11 protein-coding genes are annotated in these 12801 nt (G+C 48.3%); all 11 read right to left on the bottom strand.

Annotation, left to right across the window (positions count from 1 at the left end; all coding sequences use genetic code 11):
• Positions 1 to 931, bottom strand: a 931-nt coding sequence (gene argF / locus PHP87_RS07825; protein ID WP_299920158.1) for an ornithine carbamoyltransferase, incomplete at its 3' end; no start/stop codon positions are given.
• An 85-nt stretch (positions 932 to 1016) separates the two neighbouring features.
• Positions 1017 to 2207, bottom strand: coding sequence for an aspartate aminotransferase family protein (locus PHP87_RS07820; protein ID WP_299920157.1), 1191 nt, complete (start codon positions 2205 to 2207; stop codon positions 1017 to 1019).
• A gap of 16 nt (positions 2208 to 2223) precedes the next feature.
• Positions 2224 to 3087 (bottom strand): acetylglutamate kinase, encoded by an 864-nt coding sequence (gene argB, locus PHP87_RS07815; RefSeq protein WP_299920156.1) that lies wholly within the window; start codon positions 3085 to 3087, stop codon positions 2224 to 2226.
• Positions 3088 to 3228: 141 nt separating this feature from the next.
• Complete coding sequence (gene argJ / locus PHP87_RS07810; RefSeq protein ID WP_299920155.1) at positions 3229 to 4434, bottom strand: bifunctional glutamate N-acetyltransferase/amino-acid acetyltransferase ArgJ; 1206 nt, start codon at positions 4432 to 4434, stop codon at positions 3229 to 3231.
• A gap of 414 nt (positions 4435 to 4848) precedes the next feature.
• Positions 4849 to 5886, bottom strand: a complete 1038-nt coding sequence (argC, locus tag PHP87_RS07805) for an N-acetyl-gamma-glutamyl-phosphate reductase (protein ID WP_299920154.1) — start codon at positions 5884 to 5886, stop codon at positions 4849 to 4851.
• A gap of 627 nt (positions 5887 to 6513) precedes the next feature.
• Positions 6514 to 7311: a tRNA (N6-threonylcarbamoyladenosine(37)-N6)-methyltransferase TrmO gene (gene tsaA / locus PHP87_RS07800; RefSeq protein WP_299920153.1), complete on the bottom strand. Its 798-nt coding sequence runs from the start codon at positions 7309 to 7311 to the stop codon at positions 6514 to 6516.
• 337 nt (positions 7312 to 7648) lie between these two features.
• Positions 7649 to 8647: an AmmeMemoRadiSam system radical SAM enzyme gene (gene amrS, locus PHP87_RS07795; RefSeq protein WP_299920152.1), complete on the bottom strand. Its 999-nt coding sequence runs from the start codon at positions 8645 to 8647 to the stop codon at positions 7649 to 7651.
• 168 nt (positions 8648 to 8815) lie between these two features.
• A complete protein-coding gene (gene amrA, locus PHP87_RS07790; RefSeq protein WP_299920151.1) occupies positions 8816 to 10207 on the bottom strand; it encodes an AmmeMemoRadiSam system protein A in 1392 nt (463 codons plus the stop codon).
• Between the two features lie 307 nt (positions 10208 to 10514).
• The gene (gene cwlD / locus PHP87_RS07785; protein ID WP_299920150.1) at positions 10515 to 11255 is read right to left on the bottom strand and encodes an N-acetylmuramoyl-L-alanine amidase CwlD; all 741 of its coding nucleotides are present in this window, start codon (positions 11253 to 11255) and stop codon (positions 10515 to 10517) included.
• A gap of 409 nt (positions 11256 to 11664) precedes the next feature.
• The gene (gene rpsI / locus PHP87_RS07780) at positions 11665 to 12057 is read right to left on the bottom strand and encodes a 30S ribosomal protein S9 (protein ID WP_299920149.1); all 393 of its coding nucleotides are present in this window, start codon (positions 12055 to 12057) and stop codon (positions 11665 to 11667) included.
• 11 nt (positions 12058 to 12068) lie between these two features.
• Entirely contained in the window at positions 12069 to 12503 is a 435-nt protein-coding gene (gene rplM / locus PHP87_RS07775) for a 50S ribosomal protein L13 (RefSeq protein ID WP_299920148.1), read from the bottom strand.
• Positions 12504 to 12801 lie beyond the last annotated feature (298 nt).

Here is a 12801-nt window from a genome sequence, read left to right as displayed (position 1 = left end):
GGGCCATAATGGCTTTGTGCGCATGCAAACGGTTTTCCGCTTCTTCGAATACCCGCGACTGGGGACCATCCATTACCTCATCGGTAATCTCCTTGCCCCGCTTGGCCGGCAGGCAATGCAGTACAATTGCATCTGGACGGGCCAGGCTTAAAAGCTTCCGGTTTACCTGGTACTGGAGGAAATGCTGCTCCTTGTCATCAGCCTCTTCTTCCTGCCCCATGCTGGCCCATACATCGGTGTAAACCACATCAGCGTCAGTGATGGCCTCCACCGGGTCGCTCAAGACTTGCAGGCGGGCTCCGCTTTCCTGAGCATCCTCCCGAGCCATTTCCAGAATGGCCGCATCGGCTTCGAAACCGCTCGGTGAAGCGATGGCCACATCCATACCGACTTTGGCACCGCCGAAAAGCAGGGAATGGGCTACATTATTGCCATCGCCGATAAAGGCGCATTTCAAGCCCTGCAAGCTTCCCTTATCTTCTTTTATAGTCATCAAATCCCCTATCACCTGAGTGGGATGAAGTAAATCGGTCAAGCCATTGATTACGGGAACAGAGGACCATTGGGCCAGTTCCAAAACCTCTTCATGCCCAAAAGTGCGGATCATAATGCCATCCACCATCCGGGTCAGAACCTGGGCGGTATCTTTTATGGTTTCCCCCCGTCCCAGCTGAATATCGCGGGGGCTTAAAAAGAGAGCATGTCCTCCCAGTTGATACATTCCCACTTCAAAAGCTACCCGGGTACGGGTGGAGGCCTTCTGAAATATCATAGCCAGGGTTTTCCCCGCCAGGTAGGGATGAACTATAGCGGATTTTTGCATCTTTTTCAACTCGGCGCCTACTTCCAGAATGTAGGCAATCTCTTCCCGGCTGAAGTCGTGAATACTGATAAAATCCCGCCCCCGGAGATTATCTTTTAGTTTTAACATCTTCCCACTCCCATCTATCATAATTTCCCTACTACAGGGAACAAGCGGACAGTCACTTTCTTATTCATTGCATGCCTGCTCTGCTTCAAGCGCTCCATTCCATCAAGGCCCCTTTAAGAATCCCCATAGCCTGGTTTATCTCCATTTCGCTTACTACCAGCGGGGGTACGAAGCGAAGCACTTTAGGCCCGGCCCCCAGCAGGAGCAGGCCTTTTTCCATACAAATCTCCACCAATTCTCTAACCTCGGTATTGAATTCTATTCCCAGCATCAAACCCCGGCCACGGACGGTGGTAATGCGAGGGTCACTTATAGAAAGCAAAGCTTGGTAAAGATATTCCGCTATCTTTTCCACTTGAGCCAGAAATTCCTGGCTAGCTACGGTATCTACTACCTTACAGGCCAACGCTGTGGCCAGGGGGTTGCCCCCAAAGGTGGAAGCATGGTCGCCCGGAGCAAAACCGCTGGCTGCCTTTTCGCTGGCCAGCATGGCCCCAATGGGAAATCCCCCGCCCAACCCCTTGGCCAGGGTTACGATATCCGGCTGCACCCCGTAAGCCTGGTAGGCCAGGAGTTTTCCACTCCGGCCCATCCCGCATTGGACTTCATCAAAAATCAGCAATATACCCTCCTGGTCGCAGATTTCCCGCAAACCCCGGAGAAAAGATAAACCAGCCGGTTGTATTCCTCCCTCTCCTTGAATGGGCTCCAGCATTATGGCACAAATGCTGTCATCCAACAAGGCTTCCACCGTATCCAGTTGGTTGAACTCGGCATAAACAAAACCCGGAGGAAGAGGAGCAAAGCCTTCCTGGTACTTGGGCTGTCCGGTGGCAGTCAGGGTAGCCAGGGTACGGCCATGAAATGAATTCTTAAAAACAATAATCGTATTTCTTTTTCCTTCTTTTTGACGGTAAAAATACTTGCGGGCCAGCTTTATTGCAGCCTCATTGGCCTCGGCTCCGCTGTTGCAAAAGAAGGCTTTGCCCATCCCCGCAGCCTGCACCAATTTTTGCGCTAATTCTACCTGCGGCTTTATCCAATAAAGGTTGGACACATGCCATAACTGCTCACTCTGCTCCCGCAGGGTCTGGTTCAAAATATCGGGGCAGTGGCCCAGAAGGCAAACCGCTATACCGCCGACAAAGTCCAGGTATTGTTTGCCATTGGCATCCCACAGATAACAGCCCTTTCCCTTTACCGGCGCAATAGGAAAACGCCCATAGGTATTCATTACATATTCCTGACCTTTATCCATAATATCTTGACTGCTCAATTTGTATCCTCCTGTTCTACTCGTTGACTACCATGGTTCCAATACCTTCGTCGGTAAATACCTCCAGCAATATGGAATGGGGTACCCGCCCATCGATAATATGGGTGCGTCCTACCCCGCCGGTTACCGCCTCTACACAGCACTGCACCTTGGGAACCATTCCCCCGGCTATTATGCCCTTTTGCACATAGTTTTCCACTTCACTGACCTTTAAGACGGAGATAAGGCTATTACTGTCAGCCGGATTCATCATAAGCCCGGGCACATCGGTCAGAAGAACCAGCTTGTCGGCTTTCATGCTGACAGCAATGGCGGCCGCTACCAGGTCGGCATTAATGTTATAGCTTTGCTGCTCCTCTCCTATGCCGATAGGAGCAATTACTGGAATATAGCCGTTTTCTATTACTTTTTCTATGAGCTCAGGATTTACGCACTGGACTTCACCTACAAAACCCATCTTTCCGCTGCCATCAGCGGGACGAGCCTGGATGAGCATGCCATCCTTACCGGAGATACCTACCGCCTTTCCCCCGCTGGCATGGATACCGGCCACAATCTCCTTGTTCACCTTACCCCCCAGTACCATTTCCACTATCTCCATGGTAGCAGCATCGGTAACTCGAAAACCATTTACGAACTCGCTTTGTATCCCCAGGCGGGATAGCATCTGGTTGATTTCCGGCCCGCCGCCATGTACTACAATGGGATGCATACCCACAAATTTCATCAGGACAATATCCTGCATCACTTTCTGCTTCAGCTCACAATCGGTCATGGCGGCGCCGCCGTATTTTATTACCACCCGGCGCCCGTAAAAATCTTTTATGTAGGGTAGGGCCTCTACCAGAATTTCGGCCTTCTCCATCGCGGAAACAAACATATCTTAACCTCCTGAAACTTAAATGAAAAAGTGAGGGGTGAGGGGGCAAGATTTTTCCCTTCTACACCTCACTGTTCAAGCACTACTGATAATTGATGTTACTGCAAAACCCCTTTTGTTGCATAGGGGTTGTATAAGACCTCAAGTCCGGTAAGCCGCATTTATGCGAACATAATCGTAAGAAAGATCACAGCCCCAGGCGGTAGCCTGCTGCTTTCCCGCCTTTAAATCTACTCTTATCAGCACCGGATCCTGTTTAAGCTCCTGCCGCGCTCGCTCTTCATTAAATAGCAAGCCCATACCGTTCTCCGCCATTTTTTCATGGCCCAGGTAGATATCCACCCGCCCGGGATCGAAATCTGCTCCGGAATAGCCTGCTGCCGCCAGTATCCTTCCCCAGTTGGCGTCCTCGCCGAAAACGGCCGCCTTGGTAAGGTTGGAAGCGGTAATGGAGCGCGCAATCTGCCGGGCCTCTTCATAATCCGCGGCATTAACCACCTGTACTTCAATTAAACGGGTAGCGCCCTCCCCATCCCGGGCAATCTTTTTGGCCAGGCTGATACATAAATAATCCAATGCTTCCTGCAGCAACAGGTAATCTTCCGCGTCTACTTCATCGATAATAGGATTCCCGGCCAGAGCATTGGCCAAAACTACCAGCATATCATTGGTGGAAGTATCCCGATCCACACTGATCATGTTAAAAGACCGGTCGGCTGCAGCTTTTACCATTTCCCGTAAACATTTGCTGTCTATGGCAGCATCTGTTGCGATAAAGGCCAGCATGGTTGCCATATTGGGATGTATCATACCTGAACCTTTAGCAATCCCGCCTATTCTAACCGGCTTTCCCTTTATTTCTATTTCTATGGCCAGCTCCTTACTGGTCAAATCGGTAGTCATTATGGCCTGGGCCGCATTATGGTCGCCATCGCGGGAAAGGGCCGCAGCGGCTTTCCTAATCCCTTTTTCCACCTTTTCCATGGGCATGAAAACCCCGATAACCCCGGTGGAGCCTACCAGTACATCACTGCCCTTGATCCCCAGCAGTTCCCCGGTCAAATCGGCCATCCGCTGGCTGTCCTTAATGCCCTGCTCCCCGGTGCAGGCATTGGCATTGCCGCTGTTAGCCACTATGGCCCGGGCGGTGCCATCAGCCAAACAAGCCTTATTGTAGTCAATACAGGCAGCTCTGACTTTATTGCTGGTAAAGACTCCGGCAGCAGTGCAGGGCTCAGTGGAATATATAATGGCGACTTCTTTTTTATCTATCTTCTTTATTCCCGCTTCTACCCCCTGGGCTAAAAAACCCTTGGGGGCACAGACAGAACCGTTTATAATCTTCATTGCTTCTCCTCCAAAAAATCATAAATATTTATTGATTTCACTGCAAAAAGTTATAAATATGCATTAGCGTGCATAAATATACCGCTCAGCTACATCAAAGCGGCCGAAGGGTGTGTAGGGAACGACCCCCGTGTCGTTCCGAATCAGGCGCAACAACCTTAATAGCGACCGCAAGGCATTGTAGGGGCGGTCTTCGACCGCCAGCTTTCACCTTCGCCAACGCTCGTTTACCTATTTATACAACCCTTATGCAACAAAAGGGGTTTTTGCAGTAGAGCCAACATTTGTTATTTATCTAAACTAATGTTTGCTTTCACAGCAAAGTATAGCAGCAGTAAGAAAAAGCTTATCCGCCAAAGTCTGGACAGGGACTGCTATGCTAATTTCGCCTCACAGCTTACCCCTTACTCTGATTTAGGGATATATCCCGGCCAGTTTCAAACCGCTGTTCTCCTCCAGGCCCAATAAAAGATTCATATTCTGAATGGCCTGCCCCGAGGCTCCTTTGACCAGGTTGTCCAAAGCTGAGACCAGTATGACATGGCGACTATTCCCATCTACATATATCCCGATATCCAGCATATTGCTGCCGTAAACCCATTTGCTATGGGGCATTACTCCAGCAGGCAGGACTCGGACAAAATTCTCATCCCGGTACTTCTCTTCCAGAACCAACCTGACCAGGCCAGGGTCGGCCGTAGTTCGCAAACGAGCATATATCGTAGTTAGTATCCCCCGGTTCATGGGAATCAGATGCGGGGTGAAGACCATTTCCACTGTTTTACCAGCAGCCCGGCTCAATTCCTGGGCGATTTCCGGCCCGTGCCGGTGAGTACCCACCCCATATGCCTTTACTCCTTCATTGACCTCACAGAAATGACTGCTGGCTTTCGGACTCCTTCCCGCTCCAGATACTCCACTTTTAGAATCTATCACCAGGTTGTTGGGCTCCAACACCCCGGCCTCCAGCAGTGGAACCAGGGGCAAAATGGCTCCGGTGGGAAAACAGCCCGGGTTGGCTATCAAGCTGGCCTGCTTTATTTCTTCCCGGTAGATTTCCGGCAATCCATACACAGCTTCCTCCAGCAGTTCCGGTGCCGGGTGGGTCAATTCATAGTATTCCTCATAAAGCCCGGCATCCTTCAAGCGAAAATCCGCTCCCAGATCCACACACTTTACGCCAGCCGGCAAGAGTTCCATAGCAATAGAAACGGAAAGCCCGTGCGGCAAAGCCAGAAATACCAAATCACATTCTTCTTTTAAAAGGTCCCAATTGCTCTCTTCACAAATCAGCTCGGAAAATCCTATCAAATGCGGGTAAACTTCATCTATGCGCCGGCCAATATTTTCTGTGGAAAAAATTCGTACCGCTTCCGCCTGCTCATGATTAGCTAGAAGCCTTAATAAATCAGCCGCCGTATAGCCGTCACCCACTATTCCTACTCTAAACAATTTTACAACCTCCCTGGTATGCTGGTCATTTTTTGAGCACTGCTCATAATTATACATTCCGATGTATAAATTTGCAATGAATATTATTCTTTTTTGACTCTTATACAAAAGCCCTTATTTTGTATAATAGCTGCATAAGCAGGCGCGCAAAGCGTTATCCGGCACAAGTAAAATATATTTGGCAACAATCAAGGCTTTTTTGATGCATAAATTACTGCATAAATATACAACCCAGCACTCAATCATTACCTCTCAAGTTTATTAGCAATTATCATTTCTGAGTGCCGGGCCCATCAAAACCCTATTTTATCTTTTTTGTAGTAATATCCTTTTTGTGACTCAACTGCAAAAACCCCTTTTGTCGCATAAGGCTTCTTAAATATACCAGGCGAGCGTTGGCCAAGCATGGGTGCAGCACCCTTCGGGTACTCCTGGTGTTCCATCCTGCGGATGTCACTATTAAGGTTGCACCCGGGATGGGAGATTAGCGCGGTACCATTGAGCCATGAGACAAGCCGCAGGTGTTACCCATGCAAAGACTTAAAGCGATATATTTTTGCAAGCTAATGAATATTAATAACTTTTTGCATAGAATTTAAAAAGAGGGCAAATTCCTGCTACCCGGGTTTATTCCCGGTATTCTATATGAAAAAGCTCCTGGTCTTCTCTCAATTCCAGCCCCTCCAGTTCCGCATCCGACTTCAACCTGAGCAACAAGGTGGATTTCCCCCGTTTCCATTCGCTTTCCATATTCTCCTCTGTTTGCTGAAAGCTAAATCTTGGAGGATTGGCCAAGCGTGCTCTGCTAATCCCCTGTATACAGTCAGCCAAACACACAGAGCCTCTGACCCTTACGAAAAGATCGAGCGAATTCAGCTTACCTAGATAGTCTTCCGCTATAATAGCCATCCTAACCGCCAGAGGCAGGTAGCGGCATTCTTCCTGGTGGTGGACCAGGGCTCGTTTGCTCAAAATCCCCTGTCGTATTTCCCGGTTCTTCCCTTTTATATAGGAAGTAAGGGGCGAAAATACCGCATCATTCTCGAAATAGGGCTTGATATCGATTACTGGCGTCCCCCCGATGGCATCCAGGCCTTTAAGATACAAGCGATGGCCCTCGACCCTTTCCAAGCGAGCCAGGGATAAGCCTATGGGATTAGGCCTGCCATAAGCTCGCAGGGCGAAAACGCCATATTCAGGCAGTTCGGGGTTTATCCTGCCTGGCTTTACCCGCAGAAGATCGCGCGGGGCTTTGTGAAACCAGGACAATACCCAGATATGGGAATTCTCTTCTATACCCTTTAAAGCCTCCAGATATTCAGGAAATATCTCGATTACTGCCTCTAGCCCTCCCAGGGGCATATCTTCCGGTTCCTCCGCTGAGGAAAGCACTTGTCCTACTGGTTTTAATACTATCTCTTCCATGAATCCTTCCTCCCTCTTTTTTGGTATAAAGCTAAACAAATCCTGGCATAATAATAAAAATGAGGTGTAAGGCGTGAGGGGTTTATAATAGCAAATACCCTCAGCATTCAAGCACCCTCAAATTGATTTTTCACGGGTGCTTCTGTCTCCACCCTGCAGGTGTTTTAGGAATAGTTATATATCACTTTTCTTGATTAGCACCGCTCCATGTAACACCTGATACAGTTAATTCATATCCTGTCAGTAGGTAGCTTTGTTTCTTATGCTTGATAGCTACTGGGGTTACCCGGTGGCTTTCATATATAGGTGGGAAGGGCGTTGCCCTTCCCATTTTAATTTAGCATATTATATACGCTATGCTACTACCGCAGGCTTTACACTTTCCTTCTCTTAACCCCCGGTTCTCCACCTGGTAGATATTTCTCTTGATCAAGAGTTCGCCACAAGCCCGGCAACAGGTATTATTCTCCTCCTGCTGGAGGTTTCCCATATAGACAAAATCCAATTCCTCCCGAGCTATCTCCCGGGCCCTTTCCAGGGTGGCCGCCGGAGTGGCTTCCCGGCTGAATTTGAAGGCCGGGTGGTAACGAGAAAGGTGCAGGGGTATCTGCGGGTTCAACCCGGCCAGCCACCTGGCCAGAGCCTTGATTTCTGCGGGCTCATCGTTTTCTCCGGGAATCAGGAGAGTAGTTATTTCCACATGAGTCATCCCCACCGCTCTTTCCACCGTGGCTTTTACCGCCTCCAGGCGCCCCTTGCAATGTTTCCGGTAGAAATCATCATTAAAAGCTTTTACATCTATATTCATAGCATCCACCAACGGCAGAAGTTCCTCCAGGGGGTCTTTTTCAATATAGCCATTGGTAACCAGAACACTTTTCAACCCTGCTTCTTTTAGCATGAAGGCAGCATCTCTGACATATTCATACCAGATAGTGGGTTCGTTATAGGTAAAAGCAAATCCAATGGAACCATCATCCACGCTCTGCCGAGCAACTTCCGTTAGAAGTTCAGGACTGATATCCCGGGTGGGTGGTTTTTCCTGAGCCAGGGAATAGTTCTGGCAATAAGGACAAAAGAAATTACAGCCGAAGGTTCCGGCGGAGAGAATCATGCTGCCGGGGAAGAAATGGTAGAGAGGCTTTTTCTCAATTGGATCCAGGGCCAGGGAAGCCACCTGGCCATAATTCAAGGTAAAAAGCTTTCCTCCCTTATTGACCCGTACTCGGCATAAGCCACTCTGCCCCTCCTTCAGCATACAATGATGAGGACAGAGCTCGCACTTCACCCTTTGTTCCTCCATTTTTTCATAAAACGATGCCTCAACTTCCGGCATTACTACCACCCTCTTCCATTGTCCGGTGTCAAGGGGTGTCAAGGGGACGGTCCTTTTGACACCGCAACCCCTGCACCTTACACCCCCTACTCCTCACTTTTCTTACCACTCCCCTATGGCCCAAAGCCACAACCACCGATGAAAAGTGAGTTAGTCTTCCGCCCTCTTTTAAGCGTACCTCTTGACTTCAAAACGCTCTATTTCGTATCTTTCCCCGGGTGAAATGCCTGCTTTTTGCAGGGCAATGGACAACTGTTCTTCCACGCTATCCACCCCTTCCAGATCCGGGAGCAGTAATCCCCGCTTAGGGCCACTGCTGACAATAACTCCGTATTTGTACGGGTCCAGGTCTTCTCTCCGGCAAGCTTCAGCCTCACCCAGTATATCCACGGAATAAACCAGATCCTCCAGTTCATTTTTATCCACCGGTAAAAAACGTGGATCAGCGGTTCCTGCACTGATGGCATTGCCGGCAATTTCGTCGGCCAGGTCTCCATAGGATGGAGCAATGGTGCCGATACATCCCCGCAACTGCCCGTTTTTCTTCAAAGATACAAAAGCCCCAGCTCTTTGCTGGCGTAATTCCTCCATTTCCGAAGGCAGTTTGGCTCTTTTCCCCTCTCTGATGTAACTTTCCAGGATCATCCGCGCCCATTTGACCGGTGGGCTTTCTTCTTTACGCCTGTTGTTAATGGATTCTTTCCTCTCATTGAGCAATTTTTCTAACAGGCTTGAGGTTGAGGCTTTAGGGCGTAAGCCAGCACAAAGGTAGCCTACTCCAAAGGGGCCTTCGTAACTAAATATCTTGCTTTCATACGTTGAGCCATCCAGACTACCCAGTGCTATTAGCAGGGAGGCATAGCCGCACTCCCCGGCATTGTTCCGCAATTTTTCCGGCATCTTTATCAAGGCTTCACTATCCCCAGAGCACAGGATTTGCTGTACCTGCTGGTCAAAAACAGCTCCATCCGGGTGGTAGTCATAGGGCCCTTCATTTTTTAAACGATGGGACATATCCCCGGAAGCTACTACGGCCAGCTTTTTGCCCTGGGCTAAAGCCGCATCCCGGATAACTACCCCAAAAGTATATAATTCCAACGGGGATAGGAAGCCTACACTTATGGCCAGTATCGGAATCTGGGGCAGGCCAGCCTCCTCCAAATAATGGAGCGGTACCAGTATCCCATGATCCAGGCGCGGGTTCAAATGATGGAGCCTTAATACTTCAGCCGACAAGGTAATAAAACTGATACCGGCTTTCCGGGCCCCGGTTTCGATTTCATCCAGTAATCCCTTATCATTTCTACGGCTTGTCCCCAGTTTGCTCCCAAAATTACTGAAATCTCCTTGTAGCTCTTCCTCGCTCAGGGCACTCAGGCAATCCGCAAAAACATTGCCGTGTGGCGTTAAAAATACCAGGGAATCCGGCTTGCTATCCACCAATTCCCGGGCCATCTCCTTCATGCCGTTTACTGTTGCCTGCACATCTTGCAAACCGCTTCCCCCAATATCTGATACAATCAAAGGGGGATGGGGGGAGAGGGCTACATAGCTAATCATAAGAATACCTCCTCGATTCGCCTTGCTCTTTACTTTTAGTATAGCAGAACCCTTCCCCTTTCCAAATCCAGCCAGCCACAAAAACATTTAACTGCGGGACGATCCATTAAAAATCTATCTACCAGCTCTGTTTAATAGGAACGGTAGCTTGTAAAAACAATCTTGAACTTTAGAGCAAGCCTATTAACTATCAGATTTTATGCTATTCTTATGGATAAAGTAATTTACTCAATACTATATTCCTAGTAGCCACTGGAGCGCTAATCGCTTACTTTTCACAATAGTCACAAGGAGCCTGCCAGTACTATTATTTGTCCGCTGGCTCCAACTGGCTGGCTTGAAAATTCGCTATTCCAGAAAACACAGCATAGGCCACCTTGTTTTGGTAAGCCGAATCATTTAGAAGCTTAGCCTCATTCGGATGGGACAAAAAACCCACCTCCACAATTACCGCCGGCATTTCGGTCTTATCAATAATATAATAGCTACCATGCTTGGCTTTACGTTTAGTATTACCCAAAATCCGGGTCAATTCGTCCTGAACGCACTCTGCCATTATTTTGCTATCTTCACTACGCGCATTATAAAAAGTCTGGGCCCCGTACCAGCGGGGTGAGGGATCAGCATTGGTGTGAATACTTATATATAGGTCGGCCTTGAGCCGGTTGGCTTCATCGACCCGAGCCTTAAGATCCTGGCGCTTGCGCTCTTTCAGGCTGCCTTTGAATTGCTCTCCCGCCAGATCTTTATCCTCTTCTCGCAACATAACAACTATAGCCCCGGCCTGGCTTAAATGCTGTTGCAATTTTTTACTTATGGGCAGAGTAATATTCTTTTCCATTAATTCGCCCCGCCAGGCCCCCGGATCAAACCCCCCATGCCCAGGATCAATTACAATAAGCTGGTTGGCCAGGCTGTAGGACAATACTGGTTCGGCAGGTTGATATTCATTGGCTACCACCCCAGCAAATAACATTATGAAGAGAAGTGCCGCCAAGACCATACTGGTCTTCTTTTCCACAAACAGGTATGGTTTTCTTATGTACATCTTCCTTCCCCCTTTTACCGGTCTCCTCTTTCTTTTATATGATGGAAAAGTAGATTTTATAAATCGGGATTCCGGGAAATAGGTCTTATTTGGTGCTTCCGACAGAAACAGGTATAAAGTATAATAATTGAACGCATTTAGCATAGACAATTACCATAATAAGAGGGGGGGGCATCTATGGAAGGAATGAAACAATACCAAGGAAAGTTGTTTCAGGACATTCTTGAGCAAAGTGGTTTTACCATAGCTTATGATGGTGATATGAAAGAGGGCAAACCGGAAGGCTATGGTAGAGCCTTCTACCGCGATGCAGAATTTATGAAGGCGAATGGAAGGGCGCTCAACCTCATGGCCAGGAGCTCACTAAAAAACCTCCCCTGTCTCAGGGGAGGTTTTGTTTGGCCGTATTTTATCGTTTGGAGTACTGAGGAGCTTTTCTGGCTTTGTGCAAACCATACTTTTTCCTTTCTTTCATACGCGGGTCACGAGTAAGAAAGCCTGATCTCCTCAGCATAGCCTTTATATCCGGATTAGCCTTAAGCAAAGCCCGGGCAATGCCTAATTGAATAGCTCCAGCCTGTCCGGTTACTCCGCCTCCATTTACCCGGCATATAACATCGAATCGCCCCTGCGTGGCGGTCAAAACCAGCGGCTGCTGGACGATTAAACGGCTGGTCTTGTTAGGAAAGAAATCTTCAAAACTTCTATTATTTATTACAATATTACCTTCACCCGGAACCAATCTTACCCGGGCTACGGCTTCTTTTCTCCTGCCTGTTCCCCAGTATTGAACCTTCGCCATCTTGATCCTCCTTACCCTTTAAGCTCTCTTAGTTCTGGTTTCTGCGCCTGATGTGGGTGCTCGCTGCCACTATAAACCTTGAGCTTTTTGAACATGCTCCTACCCAGGCGATTATGTGGTAGCATACCTTGTACTGCCGCTTCTATAGCTTTTTCGGGTCTCTTCTGCAGCAGAGTCCTATAGTCCATCTCTTTCAATCCACCCGGATAACCGCTATGGTGGCGGTATTTTTTCTGGTTGAGCTTATCTCCGGTGAGCTTTATCTTAGCAGCATTAATTACAATAACAAAGTCTCCCGTATCAACATGCGGGGTAAAGATAGGCTTGTGCTTTCCTCTTAATATGGAGGCAACTTCCGAAGATAGCCTGCCCAGCGTCTTATCGCTCGCATCTATCACATACCATTTATGGTCTACTTCCGCTGGTTTTGCTACATAGCTTTTCAAGTCTTTCCCTCCTGTAAATGCAATAGCTCTAGGTTGGTGCTAATCTTTTTGCTCTATACCCGTCAACGGGGCGGAAGCCAGGCACAGAAATAAAAGACTGCCTTTTAATATTAGCTAAATTTAACTGCTCCTGTCAAGTAAAATGCGCTTTTTCTTCGAAAACATCCTTTTGCGCCCTTATTGGCTATTTAGCAAGGAAATATATCACGGAGACGGTCCTTCTGATATATATCTGCGTGAATCAGCGTCTATAATATCCTCCTGTAATACCCATATTTTCATCGGTGGTTGTGGCCCC

This window comes from Syntrophomonas sp. (genome assembly GCF_028707975.1).
GTDB lineage: Bacteria > Bacillota > Syntrophomonadia > Syntrophomonadales > Syntrophomonadaceae > Syntrophomonas.
This window is presented reverse-complemented; position numbering and strand designations above follow the sequence as displayed.